A 19,349-nucleotide genomic window follows, 5' to 3' on the forward strand; every position below is an offset into this window, starting at 1 on the left:
TGCAAGAAGGCGCTCGTCGAGGCCGAGGGCGACATGGCCAAGGCCGTCGACGTGCTGCGCACCCGCGGCCTGGCCGCTGTCGCCAAGAAGGCCGGCCGCGCCACCAACGAGGGCACGGTCATGGCCATCGTCTCCGACGACGCCACGGCCGGCGCCGTGGTCGAACTCAACTGCGAGACCGACTTCGTGGGCATGAACGACACGTTCAAGGCCTATGCCGAGAAGATCGCCAAGGCCGCCCTGGCCGCCGACCCCGCCGACTTGGAGGCCCTCAAGGCCGCCGACGCCGAGGGCGAGACGGTGGAGGCCGTGGTGACCGACGCCATCCACACGCTGGGCGAGAACATCCAGCTGGCCCGCTTCGCGGTGGAGAAGGGCGGCGCCGTGTCGTCCTACATCCACGGCGGCGGCAAGATCGGCGTGCTCGTGCGCTTCGACGTGGAGGGCATCGACCCGACTTCCGACGGTTTCAAGGCCTACGGCCGCGACGTGGCCATGCAGGTGGCCGCCGCCTCGCCGGTGGCCGCGAACCGCGAGGCCGTGGATCCGGCCATCGTGGAGCATGAGAAGTCCATCTACATGGCGCAGGCCGCCGAGTCCGGCAAGCCCGAGGCCATCCAGGAGAAGATGGCCACCGGCCGCCTGGAGAAGTTCTTCAAGGAGAACACGCTGACCGAGCAGGCGTTCGTCAAGAACCCCGACCAGACCGTGGCCGACTACACCGCCGAGGTGGCCAAGAGCCTGGGCGGCTCCATCAAGATCGCCGACTTCAAGCGCTTCGTTCTGGGCGAATAAGGTTCCGGCGCCTGACGGCCGCCGGATCTTCTTGACGCCGCAAGGCCCCTTGGCGCCGACCTTCTCCCCTATTCGTCCCTTCTGCTTTCGTTGTGGAGGCCCGCGCCATGCGGGCCTCGGCTTTTTATAATGGCGTCTGGGAACTTCCGGCGCGCCGCGCAATGGGCGCCTCATCATAGACGAAACGGCCCGCGCGCCTTCGCGGGCACGGAGGAGCATCCATGGCCGAAGAAATCATCATCGTGGAGGGCAACAACACGCTGGCGGGCGAGGTGGCCGTGTCGGGCGCGAAGAACTCGGCCCTCAAGCTCATCGCCGCCGCGCTGCTGGGGCAGGGCCCGTCCGTCATCCGCAACGTCCCGCTTATCTCCGACATCGAGATCATGTCCGAGGTGCTGCGCCGCCTGGGCGCCACCGTCGAGCGCGACGGGCACGTGCTGACGGTGGACACCGCCGAGGTGGACAACAGCGAGACTCCCTACGAGCTGGTGTCCAAGATGCGCGCGAGCATATCGGTGCTCGGGCCGCTCATCGGCCGTTTCGGCCGCGCGCGCGTGGCCATGCCCGGCGGCTGCCAGATAGGCGCGCGCAAGATAGACATGCACCTTGTGGGCTTGGAGGCTTTGGGCGTGGAGTTCTCCATCGACCACGGCTTTTTGGAGGCGCGCACGCCGCATGGGCTGGCCGGCGCCCACGTGGTGCTGGACTTCCCCAGCGTGGGGGCCACGGAGAACCTGCTCATGGCCGCGGTGGCCGCCGAGGGGCGCACCGTGCTGGAGAACGCCGCGTGCGAGCCCGAGATCGTGGACCTTGCCAACATGCTGGTTGCCATGGGGGCGCGGGTGAGCGGCGCGGGCACGTCGTTGGTGGAGGTGGAGGGCGTGCCGCTCTCCGAGCTGCGTCCCTGCGACCACACCACGGTGGGCGACCGCATAGAGGCGGGCACCTTCCTGGTGGGCGGCGCGCTTACGGGCGGACCCGTCACCGTGCGCGGCATTGATCCGTCGTTTCTTCGCGTGGCGCTCATGAAGCTTTCAGCCATGGGCTGCGAGGTGCGGACGGGACCCGACTGGATCACCGTCGGCCGCGAGCGTCCGCTTGCGCCCACCGACATACAGACCCTGCCCCATCCCGGCTTCCCGACCGATTTGCAGGCCCAGTTCATGCTGCTGGCCGCCTGCGCCGAGGGCGTGTCGGTCATCACGGAGAACGTGTTCGAGAACCGCTTTATGTTCGCAAGCGAGCTCATGAGGATGGGCGCCGACATCACCATAGAGGACCACCACGCGCTTGTGCGGGGCGTGGGCATGCTGCAGGGCGCCGACGTGTCCTCCACCGATTTGCGGGCCGGGGCGGCGCTCGTGCTTGCGGGCATTGCGGCCGAAGGCCAGACGCGCGTGCATGAGATAGGCCACATCGACCGGGGCTACGAGGACTACGCGGGCAAGCTCGCCTCCCTTGGGGCCAACGTCAGGCGCGCTTCGGCGGAAGACGCGTCTGCGGCGCGCTAGCGGGCCGCCCATGGTCAGGCGTCGCCAGGGCTTCACGGCAGCCCAGTCGAAGACCACCTCGCGCCGTTTGAGGACGGCGACCCTTGGCACGCACGTGCCGCGCAAGGTGCGCACGGGGTCCATGAACGCGGAGTCCGTGGGCTTCTCCAGCGCGCGGCGGCAGCGCCGCGCCGCCCGCGGTTTCGTGAACAACGTCCGTCCCGTGGACGGCGCCGCGCCAAGGACCCCGCGGCGCATGAGCCATCGCGAGTTCGCGCGCGGCGTGCAGCGACGCGCGCGCGTGCGGGCCGTGGCGGCGGTGCTCGCATGCCTGGCCGTGGTTGCGGCCGTGGCCGTGGGCGTGGGCGTGCTCTCGCTGTTCGGCACGCTCGACGGCAAGCTGGCGCTCAAGGACTCCGACGCGGCCTCGGCGCTGGTGCCCGCAAGCGCCGACGACGGCGCGTTCTACGCGGTGGTGGCCGCGAACCTGGACGCGAACGGGCTTACCGGCGCGGCGCTCGTGCGCGTCGACGCGGCGTCGAAGGCCGTGGCGGCGGTGTCGCTTCCCGCCGACTTGCAGGTGGCCTCCGCCGACGGCGAGGCCCGCACCCTGAGGGAGACGGCCGCCTCCGGCGACGCGGCCCTCATCGGCGCTGTGGCCTCCTTCGCGGGCGTGGACGTGTCGCATTACGTGGAGCTGGACGCGCAGGGCCTGGCGGATCTTGTGGACGGGTTGGGAGGTGTCGAGGTTGAGGTGGCCGAGGAGGTGGACGACCCCGCCGCCGGCGACGTGTACCTTCCCGCAGGGACCCAAACGCTCGACGGCGCCTCGGCGCTGGTGCTGGCCCGCGCCACCAACTTCGAGGACGGCCTGGAAACGCAGGCCGAGAACCAGCGCGCGTTGCTCTCGTCCCTGTCGCTTCGTCTTTTGGGCGACGACGCGATGGGCTTTCTGGCCCTCATCGACAAAGTGGGCGGCACGTTTGGGACTGATATGTCGGCCAACGACGCCAGGGAGTTGGCGGACTCCCTGCGCGGCATGGACGCCTCGTCGGTGACGGGAGCGCTTGTTCCCGGTTATGAGAGCGCAAGCGGGGACGCGCCCGCCTACGTGGCGTCGCGCAGCGCATGGGCCTCTCTGATGGAGCAGGTGGATGCGGGGCAGCCCCTGGTGGCCGAGGAGGTTGCGGCGGTGGACCCGGGCAGCTTCACCCTGACCGTCCGCAACGGCGGGGGCGTGACCGGCGCGGCGGCCCAGGCGGCCGAGGCGTTGACCGGCCTGGGGTTCCAGGTGGCCGAGACGGGCAACGCCGACGCGGCCGTGTACACCGAGACGCTGGTCGTCTACCAGGACGCGGCCTACGAGGCGGCGGCCGAGACCTTGGTGTCCGCCCTCGGGTTCGGCCGCACGGTGGCGGACGCGGGGTCCTACACTTTCGAGACCGACGTTTTGCTTGTGCTGGGCACGGACTGGAAGCCCTCGTCCTGACGGGAGGCGCCTGCTGCCGACGGGGCGCCGCGTTCCGTGTGGCCTTCCGGTAGAAGTTGCCCGCCGTCCGCGCCGTGCGCCGTGCGCCCTTCTGCGGCTGTGGTAGAATCGTCGCCGGACAATCTGCGATCGAACGAAGGAGATGCGACCCATGGTTGAGAAGAACGACGTTGCGGCCGTGCTCGAGCTTATCCGCCCCAGCCTGCAGGCTGACGGGGGAGACGTGAAGCTGGTTGACGTGGCCGACGACGGCACGGTGACGGTGGAGCTGCAGGGCGCCTGCAAGGGCTGCCCGATGTCCCAGATGACGCTGGCCAACGGCGTGGAGCGCATCCTGAAGGAGCGCGTGCCCGGCGTGACCAAGGTCGTCCCGGCGATGGAATAGCGCCGGAAGCGGCGGATGAGGGAGGCGGGGCGCATGGCCGGTTGCTGGGAGAGGCGGGGCTGCGACGAGGAGATGATGTCGCGCTGCCCGCACAACGTGCCCGGCGAGCCCTGTCCCGCCGACTGCCACTACGCTGCCTGCGCGCGGCCGACCCATGTCGTGTGCCGGGATTTCGCCTTGCTGCTGAATCCGGAGCGCGACTACGACGCCGCCGTCAAGGAGGTGTGCCGCTTCTGCGAGCACTTCCTCGAGCGCGGGCCTTCCGTGGCCGACCGCCCGGAGGGCCGCGTCGCCCGGCAGGGCAACCCGAACAGGTTCTTGCTCTAGCAGGACGCGCCCCTTGCGGGCGCGTTCTGCTGCATAGGGCGGAAAGCTCCGCCGTCCATGCCGCGCGGGCGATTGCTTCTGCTACAATGGGGAGCATCCAAGGCGTGGGAGCGGTGTGAAGGAGCGTGAGACGATGGGCCAAGGCGTGAGGTGCCCCGCGTGCGGGGCGGACGGTCTGGACGTGTGCCGCTACGAGTCCATGATGGTCCTCAGCTCCGATTTCGCGATGTTCGCGCTTCGCTGCCCCCGGTGCGGCGCCGCGGTGTCCAGCATGCAGCGCATACCGCTTCAGCTGCGCGACGAGGTCCGTTTCGCCGCCATCGAGGTGGGCGCGGGGATGGGCCGCGAATAGCTCCTCGGGCGCTCTGCCCGGGGCAAGCCGAAAGGAATTCCATGCTCAACGACATCTACCAGGGAATCGACCCGGTGGCCTTCTCCTTCGGACCGATTTCCGTCCGGTGGTACGGCATCGCCTACGTTCTGGGGTTCGCGCTGGCCGCGTTGGTGGTGTGGCGCACGGCGCGCCGCTGGCGCGTGAAGGTGGACGTCGACTCCTTGGCCACCATCATGTTCTGCGTCATCGTGGGGGTGATCGCGGGCGGCCGCCTGGGTTACGTTCTGTTCTACGGAGACGGGTTCTACCTGGCGCATCCGGAGAAGATCCTCGCGACCAACGAGGGCGGGATGAGCTTTCACGGCGGGCTTGTGGGAGCGCTTCTGGCCGGGATCGTCGCGGCCAAGATCACGCGCATCCCGTATTTGACGCTGGCCGATTTGGGCTGCATAGGGGCGCCGCTCGGCCTGTTTTTCGGCCGTTGCGCGAACTTCGTGAACGGCGAGCTGTGGGGCGCTCCCACGGACGCGCCGTGGGGCGTGGTGTTCGGCGGCGCCGCGGGCCAGATGGCGCGGCATCCCTCTCAGCTTTACGAGGCGCTGCTTGAGGGCGTGGTCGTCTTCGCGGTGCTCTACCTGCTCTCGCGGCGTCGTCCTCCCAGGCCGCGCGGCACGTTTCTGGGGACGTTTTTGGTCATGTACGGCTGCTTCCGCTTCCTGGTGGAGTTCGTGCGCGAACCGGACGTGCAGCTGGGGTATTTGTGGGGCGGGTGGCTGACCATGGGGCAGCTGCTGAGCGTCCCGTTGATCTTGGTGGGCGCGGCGGTGCTCGTTTATGCGATTGTCGTGAAGAAGCCCCAAAAGGGGCTTCCTGAAATGGAACAACATGAGTAACATTTAGCCGGTTGCGCAAGGGCGGCTGGCAGGCGCGTTGGGACGTTACGTTTCGGCCTCAATCCGCCGCGCCCGCGCCGGATGCGCGCGCCGTGCGCTATCATAGTCCGGAAGGCAGGGCATCCTGCATACGAAGCCAAAGGGGGCATCATCATGGATCTCAAGTTCTACAAGTGCATGCATTGCGGCAACATCGCCGTCAAGCCGTTCGACGCCGGCGTTCCGCTGGTGTGCTGCGGCGAGAAGATGACCGAGCTTGTCGCCAACACCACCGACGCCGCCACCGAGAAGCACGTTCCGGTGGTTTCCGTGGACGGCTCGAAGGTGCATGTCGAGGTGGGCAGCACGCTCCATCCGATGACCGACGAGCACTACATCACGTTCATCTGCCTGGTCACGGAGAAGGGCTACCAGTTCCGCGAGCTCACGCCCGCCGATGCCCCCACGGCCGATTTCGCCGTGGCCGAGGGCGACGCCCCCGTCAAGGTGTACGAGTACTGCAACCTGCACGGCCTGTGGGTCGCCGAGGTGTAGGTCCAGGCGCGTGTAACGCGGCGTTGAGGCGCCCGTTCCCGGAAAGGGGGCGGGCGCTTTTTTGGCGCGGGAAGGAACGGGGCGCGGCTTGCGGCGCCGGGCGCCGGGTGCCGGGCGGCGGACGGCGGACGCCGGGTGTCTGCGACGGCTTGTGTGAAAACTCGTCGATCGGCCCGGCGGCGGCGCGGGCGCGTGGAGGACGAGGTATCATGCACCCCATGACTAGGAGAACGAAGATCGTATGCACGCTCGGCCCCGCAGTGGACGACGGGCGGACCCTGCGCGAGCTGCTGGCGGCGGGGATGGACGTGGCGCGGCTCAACTTCTCGCACGGATCGCACGAGGAGCATGCCGCGCGCATCGAGCGCTTGCGTGAGGCGTGCCGCGAGGCGGGCTCTCCCTGCGCCGTCATGCTGGACACGCGCGGCCCCGAGATCCGCACCGGGCGCCTGGCGGGCGGCGCGCCGGTGCGGCTTGAGGCCGGGGACCGCATCGTGCTCACCGAGCGCGATGTGGAGGGGACGGCGCAGGAGGTGTCCCACACCTGCCCCGGGCTTTCCCGCGCGGTGCGTCCCGGCGCATCCGTGCTGGTGGACGACGGCCTCATCGGGCTTGTCGTGGACGAGGTGCGCGGGATCGACATCGTGTGCACGGTGCAGAATTCAGGAGAGCTGGGGGAGCGCAAGTCGGTGAACCTGCCCGGCACGTCGGTGCCGCTGCCGGTGATGACCGACCAGGACAGGGCGGACCTTCTGTTCGGCATCCGCCAGGACGTGGACTTCGTGGCGGCGTCGTTTCTACGCGACGCGGCGGGCGTGCGCGCCGTCAGGGGCTTTCTGGAGGAGCACGGCGGCGCGGGCATCATGGTCATCGCCAAGGTGGAGTGCGCGGAGGCCGTGGAGAACATCGACGAGATCATCGAGGCCGCCGACGGCGTCATGGTGGCCCGGGGTGACTTGGGCGTGGAGGTTCCCGCCTACCGCGTGCCCCACATCCAGAAGGAGATCGTGCGCGCATGCAACCGCGCGTCGAAGCCGGCCATCACCGCCACGCAGATGCTGGATTCGATGATCCGCAACCCTCGGCCCACGCGCGCCGAGGTGGGGGATGTGGCCAACGCCATCTACGACGGCACCGACGCGGTCATGCTCTCGGGCGAGACGGCATCGGGGCGTTATCCGCTGGAGGCGGCGCGCATGATGGCGCGCATCGCGGAGGCCAGCGAGGCGTACCTGTTCGAGGAGCGGCCCCCCGACCGGCACCGGGTGCATGCGCGCGTGGATTTGGCCGTGGGCATGGCCGCCGTGCAGACGGCCGAGAACGTGGGCGCGGCCTGCATCGTGGCGCCCACCATGTCGGGCCGGGCCGCGCGGCTGGTGTCCAACCTGCGCCCGCGCGTGCCCATCTACGCGGTCACGCCGTTTCCCCGCGTCATGCGCCAGCAGCAGCTGAACTGGGGCGTGGTCCCCATGATCGGCGACGTGCAGGGGGACATGCAGCGCGTGATAGAGCATGCGCGCCAGACGGTGCAGGCGAGCGGCCTGGTGAGCCCGGGGGACATGGCGGTGTTCACCGCGGGCGACCGAACCACCAGCCCCTTGTCGGGCGGAGGGCCGGACGGTGCGGGCGCGGTGGCCGCCACCAACGTGATGTACGTTGTGCAGATTCGCGCCGAGGGGCGCGCGGACGCGCAGGCCGGCGCGCAGGCGTCGGCTCTGGATTGACGGGAGGTTCCCATGGGTTTTTTGGACGATGCGCAAACGATGTTCGACCGCGGCGTGTCCGCCGCAAAAGGCGCCGTGTCGGGCGTGGCCGTGGAGCAGCAGGCGTTCGCGAAGGGCTTCGCGCGCCTTGCCGCCGACGGATGCGCGCAAGGGTGGCACGAGGGCAACGGGGGCAACCTGTCGTATCGCCTTGCGCCCGAGGAGGTGGCCTCGTGCCGGTCGTTCTTCTACGACAATCCCAGCTCCTGGGTGCCCATGGGCGTGCGGGCCGACAACCTGCGCGGCGAGTTTTTCCTGGTGACGGCGTCGGGGAGCCATTTGCGCAACGTGGCGCTGGATTTGGACGCGAACGCGGGCATCGTGGAGGTGGGTCCTGCGGGGGACGCGTGGCGCATCGTGTGGGGCTTCAAGGACGGCCGCATGCCAACAAGCGAGATGGCCGCCCACGCGCTGGCGCAGTCCGCGCGCAAGGAGGCCACAGCGGGCAGGAGCCGCGTGATGTACCACGCCCATCCCGCGTACACGGTGGCGCTCACCAACGTGGTGCCGCTTGACGCCCGCACGTTCACGCGCACGTTGTGGAAGGCCATGCTGGAGGCCATGGTGGCCTTCCCCTCCGGCGTGGGCGTGGTGCCGTGGACGGTGCCGGGAGGATCGGCCATCGCCGAGGCCACGGCCGAGGTTCTGCGCGACCACGCCGTCTGCGTGTGGGCGCATCACGGGCTCATGTGCGCAGGCGCCACCTTCGACGAGGCGTTCGGGCTGGCGCAAGCCGTCGAGAAGGCGGCGTGCGTGCACGCGCGCGCCCTCATGATGAACGGCGGCGGCGACCGCTTCGCCAGCACCATCCCCGACGAGGGCCTGCGCGGCATCGCCGAGGCGTACGGCCTTGCCGTGAACGAGGCGTACCTGTAGGACGAGTCGCGCGGCTGCAACTGCGGTGCTGTGCCGACAGGCGCAGACGGCAGGCGTGGACAACGGCCGGTGAAGGCGGACGCGGACGATAGGCGCAAACGGCAGCCGACGAAGCCAGCGGATGCGGCTGATAAGCACGGTCAGAAGGTTCAGCCAGCGGGTGCGATTGTCGGGCGGCGACCAGCAGGTGCGGCTGGCGAGCGCGGGAGGCCGGCGGATGCGGCTGGCGAGCGCGATCAAGCGCCTGCGGCGGGCAGCGGGTAGCGCGTGCAGGTGGCCGAAACGGCAAAATATTGGCGAAGTCGCGCGCTGCGAGCGGGGGGGTGACTCATGCTTCGCCAAAAGGCATGCGAAGGGTAACACCTTTCGTCAAGGGGACCCCGATCATTTCCTTGACAAAACCGGGGGGGGGTGTTCAATGGAGGCGGTGATCGAAGGGGGATGGGGTTCTTTTCTTCTTCGGGCACCCGTTTCGGTCGCGGGATGTCCGCGATCAGCCACTAATACGGAGCATGCCATATGACGACGAGGCGCCTCGAACGCGCGACTACCCCGCAAAGGGTGGACTGCGTATGAGGCGCCTCGTCAATGTTCTGACCACGTGCGTTTTGATCGCCTTGGTTGCCTTGGTGGTGGCGTTTCTTGGTGTGCGGCTGGTGGGGCTGACCCCCTACGCCGTGCTCTCCGGCAGCATGGAACCGCAGCTGCCCGTGGGCAGCCTCGTCTACGTGCGCGCCGCCGACCCGGCCACCATCCAACCCGGCGACGCCGTGACGTTTCGCAAGGACTCCGGCTCTCTGGTCACCCATCAAGCCTACGAGGTGGATGCGGAGTCCCAAACCATCCTGACGCAGGGGATAGCCAACAAGGCCGCGGACGGATCGATCCTGCACGATGCGGATCCGGTTTCGTTCTCGCAGGTGGTGGGCGTCCCTGTGCTGTGCGTTCCCTACCTTGGCTACGTCAACGACTTTGTGACGACGCCGCCGGGGGTCTACATAGTTGTCGTAGTCGTTGGCGTGCTGGTCCTGCTCTCGCTCGTCGGGGGCTCGCGGAACGGCCGACGCGCCGGGGGTGCTCGATGACGGGCGGGGAACGGGGACGAATTGCTTTTGGAAGGAGCAATCATGGAGCAAGAGACAAGCAAGAAGAGGAGCAAGAAGGGGATTGTCGCCGCGGTCCTCGCCTGCTGCCTGGTGGTAGGCGGTGTGGCGGGCGTGCTCGCGTGGTTGACGACGTCGGAAGACGCGGAGAACGTGTTCACCATTGGCAACTTCAAGCCGCCAACAGTTCAGCCAAATCCAACTGATCCTGATACGCCGGATCCTGACACCCCTGTTGTCGATGATGACGAATTCTTGTCTGGGTATCTGACGGAGACGAATTGGGAGCCGGATGCCAAAATAACACCCGGTGTTTCTATCGAGAAGAACCCGAATGTAGGACTAGGTGCAGGCAGCGATCCAGCGTATGTGTTCTTGTACGTTAAGAGCGAAACGCTGACCGATAACTCTGCAGCTAATATTGCTCTGCACGCGCCGGTATTCGCATTGGAAGCAGGATGGAGTGCAGTGGCGGACTATACCCACAGCACAAGTGACACCAATACTGAAACTGGGTATACAGATGGCTTGTTTGTCTATTCTGGGGCATCTGGAACTGACCCGGTGAAACTCGTAACGGAAGCAACCGGTAACGGTGCTTATACCGGTGAGGTCTTTAAGACTGTGGCAGCTCCGCAAAAGGCTGACATGGATCAGTACAAAAGCGGCACAGGAGCGGACGCACCAAAGATAACGGTCTATGCGTATATCTATGCCGCCGATGACACTGAAGCGGAAGGATCGGCTACGTCTGCTCTTGCGGCCGCTCAAATCTGGGCGGAGGATTTGGGCTTTAAATTGTAAAGCTAATCCCCAACCCCAAGCAGCCCCGGCGCTGCTTGCGCGTTTGCCGTCGACACCCCGCCGTTTCCGCGCGGCGGGGTGTGCGGGGGCTTTGATCTGCACGCACTCTCGAAAGGCATACTCATGCCCAGCCAGGCAAAACATGCGGGCGAGGTTCGGGCTTCGTCATGGAAGAAACGTATCTTGGCGCTTGCGGCAGCGGCGGCGCTTGCGTGCGCGGCGGTGCTTGCCGTGCAGGCGTACACGGTCCGCTCGCTGCAGGCCGACAACGTGCTGACGTTCGGCAACGTCAAAATACGTCTCTTGGAGACAACTTTGGAGAACGGTCAGGAGACACCCGTGGCCAACGGCTATGCCGACCGCGTGGATGCGGATACGGGCGCAAGCCGCATCGTGCGCGTGCAGAACGCAGGCGATGCCGCGTGCTGGGTGCGCGTGCGTCTGGACATGGAGGCCGGCGCGGAGGGCGCGCGGCAAGACGCCGCTTCGGCGGTTGACTATCGCTATGGCGCGGGCGTGGACACCTCGGACGCCGGAGCGCAAGCCCCGGATGCGTTGCCCGCCGACACCTGGGTGTTCCGGGCTGACGCGGACGGCGCGGGCGGATGGTTCTACTACACCACGCCGCTGGGCGCTGCGGGCACCACCGCAGAGCTCATCGAGGCGCTCGCCTTCGACACCGATGCGCTTGCCGCGCTGGGCATTCCGGATGATTCGACGTTTTACCTGGATATTCGGGCACAGGCCGTGCAGGCTGACAACAACGAGGACAACGTGCTGGACGCGGCCGGATGGCCCCCGAGCCAGACTGCGTAAGGGGGATAGGCCATGACGAGCACTCTGTTCCGAACAGCTTCGAAACTCACCCGCGCGCTGCGCGCCGCCGCGCTCGCTGCGATGGTTTTTCTGCTGGCAGCGGTTGCCTGCCCGCAGGAAGCTCGCGCGGACGAGCCGGTGTATACGGAAACGCGCATTGAGGGTTTGAACAACGCTGCTGGTTTCGAGTGGGTGGAGAGAAACGGGGATGTGCCAGCGCATTACAGCGTTTTCAATCCCATACCCGATGACCCGGTTCAGCATGAGAGCGCAGTGGGTTGGTGGAGCTTTGCCAAGGCTGCTGCGGAATACGATTTTTCCGGCTATCTCGTTACGCTCGACTCAGATATCGACTTCGCCGAATTCAGTTTCGATAAAGATCCGAACGCAGATCGCAAACAGCTTTCCGTCGGTTCGTCCGACTGTCCCTTTACGGGCACTTTTGACGGACAGGGCTACACGCTCAAGAATCTGAATAGCGAGCGTTCGGGCATTGTGGCTGTTGCCGATTGCGGGTTCTTCGGTCGCACGAACGGGGCCATCATCAAAAACGTCAATTTCCAGGATTGCTACGTGGGTGCGTCGTACCGTGGCGGCGTGGTGGTGGGATCGGCCAAGGACACGTTTTTGCTGAACGTCACGTGCGAGCGGTGCACCTCCAGCGTTATCCCGGGCAACAACGTGATCAGCCTCATCACCAACGCCGGCCTCATGGGCGGCATGCTTGCGGGCGAAGCGGACGGTTCCACGTTTTACAACTGCGAGATGCGAGCCGGCCGCGTGGTGTGCAGCGCCACCCAGGGCGTGGCGGCGCTCGGCGGGCAGCCGCTGTACCTGGGCGCGCTCGTGGGGGCTATGAACGACAGCGTCATCGAGTACTGCCGCGTGACCGACATCATGGACGAGAGCGGCAATCGCACGTATGCGGACGTCACCAACAAATACGACACCGCGGTGAGCGTGGCCAGTTACTCGGAGTTGTTCACCGGCGGCGTGGTGGGCATGATGCAGGGCGATGACACCGGTTCGAAGGTGGTAGACAGCTTCAGCACGGCCAAGGTGTACACCTATGCGAAGATCGATTTCGGATTGGGCCTTGGCCTGGGCGTGACGCGCGGCTACACGGGCGGCATCGCGGGTATCGTGCGCGAAACCGACAAAGAGGAAAACCTCATTCAGCGCGTGTCGTACGCGGGCAACCTCAGCTCGTACAACTACAACATTATCGCGCTGGGCATACCGGCTCCCGAGACGGACAAGTACATCGGCGGCATCACCGGGCGAGGGGGAGACAACGCGCGGATTGACCAAGCGTACTACATGCGCAGCCTGAGCAGCCCCGATGCGGATATTCTGGCCGTCAAGACCACGTACAGCGGCGGATACGCCGATGGAGCCGCATTCGGCCCACGCGACGATAGCTACGATGAGCGCGATTTCTGGGAGGGTCAGGGCTTCGATTTCGCGGGCGGCACGCTGCCCAATCGCAATGAGACATGGTACGAGTTCACGGGCAATCTGAGCGAAAGCGAATGGAGCAAGAATCACTACAACAAGTGGGTTATGGACTACAACCGTGGCATTCCCGTGCACGGCGGCTCCATCAAAGCGACGCTTGATTTCCCGGGTGCCGGCAGCGTGACCATCGGCACCACGGGTTTGGCGAGCGATGAGGGGGACGTGCAGACCACGAGCGATCCGTACGATTTCGCCGTCCAGGGTTACATGGCGGGAGACGACCCGGTTGAGATTACGGCCAACATGACGACGGAGGTGCCCGTAGGGAGCAGCTGGGAGTGCGATGCCAAGGATAGCGGAGGGAATAACGAAGGTTACCGCGAAGCGGGCTGGTACCGGATGCGCGGCGTCAAGGTGAACGATATCGCGCAAAACCATGCTATCTTCCTTGACAAGAACGGCGTGCTGGGCAATGGGACGAACGCCGTGCTTGACGAGGGGTGTTTGATCGATGAGCCTTCTGCGGATGTGACCGACAGCGCGATAACCCTCCATTGGCCCGATTCCGACGAAGCCCAAGATCCCACCGACTACGCCGACAACGACCTCTATGTCCTCAAAGCGCAGGCCATGGTGCTGCTGCACGACGCGTCGGGCAACCTTGTTGATGTGGATGGCACACAGGATCCAAGCACGGGCGACGATTGGTACGACTACGGGAAAGCTATCACGCTGCCTGACAAGGTGACTGAAAGCGGGGAAACGGCGGCGCCATCAACTACCGCCACGCTCATTGGCTGGACGACGCAAGCCGATTTGAAAACTGGCGCCGACCTCGGCTATCCTGCCATCACCTCCACGGATCTCGCCGACCTCAAAGCACGCGGCGCATTCTACGAGCTTGGCGCAACCTACACCGTGACCGAAGCTGCCAACCTCTATCCCGTCTACTCGGATTACATCTCCAATGTCAACGTGGTCTACGAGGGCAACGAGCAGGACGGTCTCGACGATGTCAAGCTGCGTGAAGGCTACGGTTCGGTGGACATCGGTCAGGACGGCGATCGCATGTATGTGGAGGTTGCGGGGGCGGGGGTCGCCGGCGCATTCCCCGATGGCGTCCGCTTCCTCGGCTGGTACGAAAGGGTCACGTACGTCGACAACCAGGGAATCGAGCACCCGATAGACCTTCGCGTGAGCAAGGAGCAAAGGTTCTACCTCGACGACGTGGACCTCACCCGAACCCATACCTACGAAGCCCGTTTCGAGTACCGGGTGGATTATATGTATTATCCAGCAGACGACGTGGTCAAGGAGTGGACGTATTTCGCGCAGCTATGGGAAACTTATAAGAGCGAGTTCGAGAGCATTGCTGGTCCGACGTATCGACGCTTTGCTTTCTCTCATTGGAAATTGCACGAGGGAAATTACCCCACTGACATTGTTAAATGCGATGATCTTGGTCATGCGTATAACGGCGCTATCGTGGCGCCTCTTGTTGTTGATGCGCATAACGCAACATCCGTTGTTGGCGCTTATGGCAATATTACTGTGACAACAGATTTTCCAACGGGGCCAGCGGTGACGGGGTATCGCGCCAGCGAAACAGGAGATCTTCGTGATCAATATTATGTTGTTATCGAAGATGACGATTTTAATACTGAAGATAGTATTAATAATGATTATTGGTTTTATGGTTGGGATGCGCAAAGCGACTATTCTCTCGGTAGGTGGTCTAAGACAGATACTGGATATAAATGGAAGACGGGTGCTGCAGCTGATTACGGACTTCCGACCGGCTATCGCTACTGGATAGAGGCACATGTAACTGCAAAAGTAACATTCAGGCAAAAGGTTGTAGAGCAGTCGCCAAGAGTGGTGCAGCGCACGTACGAGCAGAAGGTGCTTCTTGATGACAAGGTCGAGAATACCTATACCTACCATTTTACCGGCGACGACTCGGGTCTTTCCAGCACGAGTGCCGCTTCGCCGAGCGCCGGTGACATGAACGTTGATGGTCTTATTTTCCTCGGCTGGATTGATGTGACCGATATGAAAACCGAGACTCCTGATCTCTACAATTATCTGTTTCAGTCAGGTGACATGTATAGCCCAGATAATACGACCACTCGGTACTATTGCGCTTCGGACGTGAGCCGGATTGAGCCGTATCTTATTGACGAGAATGCTGTTTGCACTGGTCCGATGGAGTTGCAAGCAGTCTATACGCGGTTTGATATTGAAACCACAAGCAATATTGCCGAAGCAGGGGTTATTGAAGGTGCGGGCATCAACACCCCGAAAGATCCCAGCATGGTAGATGCGAAAACGCTTGCTACCGATGAGATTGCCGGCACGGTGTCGGTGAATTACAACAACGACGGCGGCGCAGTGCTTGACAAGGTTGGAACAGAAAATGTTTCTGCAGACGTTTCCTACACTGCCGATGCTCGCGCTCGGGTGACGTTTACGGCAGACAATGGCTGCTATGTGACGGGCTCGGACGGCACGATCTATCAACTCACAGGCTTCGAGGTTCGTCATGGCGATGGCGCGGTGGACGAGCACCCTGCAACCAATGACGACAACACGCTTACCATTGAGGTTCAGGCGGGCGAAAGTTATACCGTGGTGGCGATGTACGAGCCGCTTGTGGTGGTGTATCACCTTGACGACGACGTAACGAAGGTGGAAACGCGCGCTCGGGGCGATGCGCTGGGGAAGTCGCCCGATCCTGCGTACAAGGTTGGCGGGGACATGTTCTTCCTGGGTTGGACCGAAGAGGGGCCGGGGTCGGGCGAAGGTGGCTACGTGACGTACGATGCTGGTGATCCGGTGACCATGGTGAGCGAGCGGACCGTGGTGGAGCATTCGATGGAGCTGTGGCCGGTGTATCGCCAGGCGAATGTGCCGGTAGAATCCAATATCGACAACGTTATGGGCGAGAATGCCAGCACATATCGTTTCGTCGAATGGGGCGATGAGGACGCCACGCTTGTTGCCAAGGATTACCCGGGCTATCGTTTCGACGGCTGGTACACGGGGTATGGCGTCGACGGCAGAGCGAGCACGCAGCTCACCTCGTCCTACACTCACCGCTTGTCGGGCGATGCCCTGTTCGCCGACATCACCTACACGGCGGTGTACACCGAAACCTACACCGTGCAGTATCACGGCACAGACAACAGCGTGATCTACGCTGCGTCCGTGGCCGAGGATGAGTCGCGCGGGTTCTTGACCACGGTGGACGTGCCTTTGTTCGACAAAGACGGCAATCCTGCTCTGAACGAAGACGGCACGCAGAAAACCGAGCAGGTCGAAGCGGTGGTCGATGTTGCGGCGTTCTCCGCCATCGAGCAGCAAGTGGAAAAGAGCAACGAGAGCAATCCCAACGAAGTGGAGAAATTCAGCACGTGGCGCCTCAAAAAAGGGGCGAACGACTTTGAAACGTGGAATGCTGACGATACCAACAACTTCACGCGCCAAGGAGTCGTCGATTTGTGTAAAAGCATGAACACAAAGGTTCTCGACCTCTATCCTGTGACGAACGTGTTCACGGCCACCGATGCGAGCGACGCCTCTTACACGAGCAAGCTCCTCTGGGGCATTTCGAACGACGATGGCGGTGGTTTGACGGTGGCTGCGGCGCTGACCGTGCCGTACGCGCAGCCGCAGCTGAAAGTGAACGTGGCGAGCCGTTCCTACAATGGCGCGGGCACGCCTTTGGCCGAGGGCGCAGGCGGTGTGCCGGTGACCCTGTACCAGCGCTTTGACGAGGGTTTCCAAAAGATCGACGACGACGTGACCCGCACGGATTCCACCGGCGCGGACGGCTTGAATGCGGGCGATGCGTTGTTCGAGTTCGACGGCACGCTCGCCATCGTGAAGGAGACGACGGACGCCCGGGCGGCGGGCGCGGCGTTCTCGTTTGCGGTGAGCGCCGGCGACGAGGAGCGGACGGTGACGGTGAAGGTGGGGGATTCGCCTAACGACGAAGGCGTGTACAGCGGCCAGGCGGTGCTTTCGGTGCCGTGCGGCACGTACCGGGTGTCCGAGAACGCGCAGTGGGCATGGCGCTACAAACCGACGGTGCGCGTGTGGAACCCCGGCGGCGGCGAGGACGGCTCGGGCGCGTGGGTGACGGCGACGGATGCGGACGTCGCCGGCGCGGTTGAGGTGTCGGTCCAGTACGGAAACGCGGGAGAGGGCGCGAGCGCGTCGGCTGCGGTGAAGGTGGAAAACGTCCGGGAGGATTCCGCCTGGGTTGACGGCTTCGCCTTTGTGAAGAACTTGCTGGGTGGCCAGAATGCGGGAGGTGAGTAGCCATGGCGGGGGAGCAGAGAAGCCGCTTCGCCTCGTCGCGGCCCTTCCGCTTGGGCGTGCTCGCGTGCGTGCTGACGGCGTTTTTGGCTGCGGCCGGCGTGCTGCAGGTGGCGGCGTGGCTGGTGGCGGCCGATGGAGCGAGCAACGAGTTCGTGCTTGGCTCGGTGGAGCCAACCGTGGTGGAGAGCGGATCGGACGACCAGCCGTTTGCGGACGGCGACACGGTGAAGCAGAACGTGCACGTGTCGAACGACAGCCCAAACGCGGTGACCGCCTACGTGCGCGCCTCGGTGAGCATCTACTGGCAGGACGCGGACGGCAACCAGCTGTGGGAGGAACCCGAGAAAGGCGCGGACTATACGCTGATGGACTTTCCCGGCGATCCCAACTGGCAGGAAGGGCCGGACGGTTTCTATTACTGGACGGCGCCGCTGGAGCCGAACGGCAAGACCGGAAACCTGATAGGCAGGCTTGAATGCACGAAGGACGCTGCCGACGGCCGCAGGCTTGTGTGCGAGGTTGCGGTGCAGAGCATCCAGGCCAGTCCTGCGGGCGCCGTGGAGAAGGCTTGGGCTTCCGGCGTGTGGAGCGTGAGCGGCGATGGCACGCTGATTATGGGAAACGCAACGGCCGAGGGAGGTGCCTAGGATGGGCGGAGTGCGCGTGAGGATGCGCGGCGCGGCGGGGTCGCGCGCAGCTGCGGGGGCGTGTGCGATGGCGGCGGCCGTGGCGCTGGCGTGCGTGCTGGCCGTGGGCGGCGCGCACCCGGCGTTCGCCGCCGACGAGCCGACGGTTTCCTACGACGGCGCGGCCGACGCGCTTGCCGTAGACGGCAGCTCCCAAGCGGGGCAGGATCTGTTCCCCGCGTTCAAGGGCCTGATGCCGGGCGACGAGCGCACGCAGCGCATCCATCTGGAGCTTGCCAACGTGGCGGGTCCTACGCGCGTGTACGTGCAGGCGCGCTTGGGCACGGCGGGCGACGAGGCGCTGTCCCGGGCGCTTGCGGAGGTGTCGCTTGCAGCGCGCACGCCCGAGGGCGAGCAGAGCGGGCAGCCGGGGTCGGTGTTCGCGGAGAAGACGCTGGTGTACGCGGCGCAGTCGGCCGGCAGCGCGGATCTGGAGCTGGAGCTTTCGGTGCCCGCGAGTTTGGGCAACGAGGTGGCCGGCAAGGAGGCGCACGTGCTGTGGGAGATCGTCGTTGAGGAGGAGGACGGTTCCGGCGATTCGAACGTGGTGGAGCCGATGGCGCTTGACCTGGTGGCTTACGAAGGCGGCCTGGGCACGGGCAGCGTGGCCGGCCAGGCGGCCGCCGACGGCAGCAGCGCCAACGCCCTTCCCGAGCCCGCCTGGGCCAACATCGGCGTGGACAGCGAGGTGACGGTGGACGGCCGGTCGTGGGACGTGGCTTCGCAGGGCATGCCGTTTTCCTGGCGTTACGTGGATGCGAAGGACGCTGCGGTGACCTCGGGCGCGGAGGCTGGGGTCTACCGCATAGCCGTGGAGCCGCTTGCGGGCGATCCTGCGGTGACGGTGGACGGCAAAGCGCTCGCGCTGCCATCAGGCGGATTGGCGGCCGGCCCGGATGGGGCCGTTGCCACGGTGCGGGTGCGCGAGGTGAGCGACACCGATGCGGCCGAGAGCCTCTCGACGGACATCCTGCGACCGGTGTACGGGCAGGACTCCCCCCTTGCGGCCGCAACCGCCAGCGTGCTTTCTGCGCTGGGCCTTTCGCAGGCGTTCGCCGACGAGGGCAGCGCGGTGGAAGGCTCGTTCACCGCGCACGGCACGCTGGGAGGCGAATGCGCGAACGATTCGGGCGCGCATGCCCACGTGGCCGCGGGCACGGCGTTTCTGCGCAACGCCAACCCCGGGCTGCCGGCGAACGACGGTGCGCGCATAGGGCTTCTCTACGATGAGTTTTTGCCCGAGGCCGCCTCGTCGGCCGAGCGCATGGCCGCC

General features: G+C 65.2%; 16 protein-coding genes. All 16 read left to right on the forward strand.

The window, feature by feature from the left end:
- The coding region (tsf, locus tag ACWKY3_RS11840) for a translation elongation factor Ts (protein ID WP_449316608.1) at positions 1-795 on the forward strand (795 nt) is incomplete at its 5' end.
- Between the two features lie 221 nt (positions 796-1,016).
- Positions 1,017-2,306 (forward strand): UDP-N-acetylglucosamine 1-carboxyvinyltransferase, encoded by a 1,290-nt coding sequence (gene murA, locus ACWKY3_RS11845; protein ID WP_449316609.1) that lies wholly within the window; start codon positions 1,017-1,019, stop codon positions 2,304-2,306.
- 10 nt (positions 2,307-2,316) lie between these two features.
- Positions 2,317-3,774, forward strand: coding sequence for an LCP family protein (locus tag ACWKY3_RS11850; RefSeq protein ID WP_449316610.1), 1,458 nt, complete (start codon positions 2,317-2,319; stop codon positions 3,772-3,774).
- Between the two features lie 151 nt (positions 3,775-3,925).
- Positions 3,926-4,159 (forward strand): NifU family protein, encoded by a 234-nt coding sequence (locus ACWKY3_RS11855; protein WP_449316611.1) that lies wholly within the window; start codon positions 3,926-3,928, stop codon positions 4,157-4,159.
- Between the two features lie 33 nt (positions 4,160-4,192).
- Positions 4,193-4,486, forward strand: a complete 294-nt coding sequence (locus ACWKY3_RS11860) for a hypothetical protein (protein ID WP_449316612.1) — start codon at positions 4,193-4,195, stop codon at positions 4,484-4,486.
- Positions 4,487-4,601: 115 nt separating this feature from the next.
- Entirely contained in the window at positions 4,602-4,838 is a 237-nt protein-coding gene (locus ACWKY3_RS11865) for a UDP-N-acetylmuramoylalanyl-D-glutamate--2,6-diaminopimelate ligase (RefSeq protein ID WP_449316613.1), read from the forward strand.
- Positions 4,839-4,879: 41 nt separating this feature from the next.
- The gene (lgt, locus tag ACWKY3_RS11870) at positions 4,880-5,713 is read left to right on the forward strand and encodes a prolipoprotein diacylglyceryl transferase (protein WP_449316614.1); all 834 of its coding nucleotides are present in this window, start codon (positions 4,880-4,882) and stop codon (positions 5,711-5,713) included.
- A gap of 153 nt (positions 5,714-5,866) precedes the next feature.
- Positions 5,867-6,247, forward strand: coding sequence for a desulfoferrodoxin family protein (locus tag ACWKY3_RS11875; protein WP_449316615.1), 381 nt, complete (start codon positions 5,867-5,869; stop codon positions 6,245-6,247).
- Between the two features lie 218 nt (positions 6,248-6,465).
- Entirely contained in the window at positions 6,466-7,971 is a 1,506-nt protein-coding gene (gene pyk / locus ACWKY3_RS11880) for a pyruvate kinase (RefSeq protein WP_449316616.1), read from the forward strand.
- Between the two features lie 12 nt (positions 7,972-7,983).
- Complete coding sequence (rhaD, locus tag ACWKY3_RS11885) at positions 7,984-8,886, forward strand: rhamnulose-1-phosphate aldolase (RefSeq protein ID WP_449316617.1); 903 nt, start codon at positions 7,984-7,986, stop codon at positions 8,884-8,886.
- Positions 8,887-9,458: 572 nt separating this feature from the next.
- Positions 9,459-9,971 (forward strand): signal peptidase I, encoded by a 513-nt coding sequence (locus ACWKY3_RS11890; protein ID WP_449316618.1) that lies wholly within the window; start codon positions 9,459-9,461, stop codon positions 9,969-9,971.
- Between the two features lie 42 nt (positions 9,972-10,013).
- A complete protein-coding gene (locus ACWKY3_RS11895; RefSeq protein WP_449316619.1) occupies positions 10,014-10,793 on the forward strand; it encodes a SipW-dependent-type signal peptide-containing protein in 780 nt (259 codons plus the stop codon).
- Positions 10,794-10,916: 123 nt separating this feature from the next.
- Positions 10,917-11,609, forward strand: a complete 693-nt coding sequence (locus ACWKY3_RS11900) for a hypothetical protein (protein ID WP_449316620.1) — start codon at positions 10,917-10,919, stop codon at positions 11,607-11,609.
- 12 nt (positions 11,610-11,621) lie between these two features.
- Positions 11,622-17,390, forward strand: coding sequence for a hypothetical protein (locus ACWKY3_RS11905; protein ID WP_449316621.1), 5,769 nt, complete (start codon positions 11,622-11,624; stop codon positions 17,388-17,390).
- A gap of 2 nt (positions 17,391-17,392) precedes the next feature.
- On the forward strand, positions 17,393-18,037 hold the full coding sequence (locus tag ACWKY3_RS11910) for a hypothetical protein (protein ID WP_449316622.1): 645 nt from the start codon (positions 17,393-17,395) through the stop codon (positions 18,035-18,037).
- 1 nt (position 18,038) lies between these two features.
- A partial coding sequence (locus tag ACWKY3_RS11915) for a hypothetical protein (protein ID WP_449316623.1) occupies positions 18,039-19,349 on the forward strand: 1,311 nt, incomplete at its 3' end.

The sequence above is a fragment of the Rubneribacter sp. genome, assembly GCF_965361815.1.

Bases quoted from the DNA above. Each gene is read 5' to 3' on its own strand.
- murA (WP_449316609.1), top strand. From the start codon at position 1,017: ATGGCCGAAGAAATCATCATCGTGGAGGGCAACAACACGCTGGCGGGC.
- ACWKY3_RS11850 (WP_449316610.1), top strand. From the start codon at position 2,317: ATGGTCAGGCGTCGCCAGGGCTTCACGGCAGCCCAGTCGAAGACCACC.
- ACWKY3_RS11855 (WP_449316611.1), top strand. From the start codon at position 3,926: ATGGTTGAGAAGAACGACGTTGCGGCCGTGCTCGAGCTTATCCGCCCC.
- ACWKY3_RS11860 (WP_449316612.1), top strand. From the start codon at position 4,193: ATGGCCGGTTGCTGGGAGAGGCGGGGCTGCGACGAGGAGATGATGTCG.
- lgt (WP_449316614.1), top strand. From the start codon at position 4,880: ATGCTCAACGACATCTACCAGGGAATCGACCCGGTGGCCTTCTCCTTC.
- ACWKY3_RS11875 (WP_449316615.1), top strand. From the start codon at position 5,867: ATGGATCTCAAGTTCTACAAGTGCATGCATTGCGGCAACATCGCCGTC.
- pyk (WP_449316616.1), top strand. From the start codon at position 6,466: ATGACTAGGAGAACGAAGATCGTATGCACGCTCGGCCCCGCAGTGGAC.
- rhaD (WP_449316617.1), top strand. From the start codon at position 7,984: ATGGGTTTTTTGGACGATGCGCAAACGATGTTCGACCGCGGCGTGTCC.
- ACWKY3_RS11890 (WP_449316618.1), top strand. From the start codon at position 9,459: ATGAGGCGCCTCGTCAATGTTCTGACCACGTGCGTTTTGATCGCCTTG.
- ACWKY3_RS11895 (WP_449316619.1), top strand. From the start codon at position 10,014: ATGGAGCAAGAGACAAGCAAGAAGAGGAGCAAGAAGGGGATTGTCGCC.
- ACWKY3_RS11900 (WP_449316620.1), top strand. From the start codon at position 10,917: ATGCCCAGCCAGGCAAAACATGCGGGCGAGGTTCGGGCTTCGTCATGG.
- ACWKY3_RS11905 (WP_449316621.1), top strand. From the start codon at position 11,622: ATGACGAGCACTCTGTTCCGAACAGCTTCGAAACTCACCCGCGCGCTG.
- ACWKY3_RS11910 (WP_449316622.1), top strand. From the start codon at position 17,393: ATGGCGGGGGAGCAGAGAAGCCGCTTCGCCTCGTCGCGGCCCTTCCGC.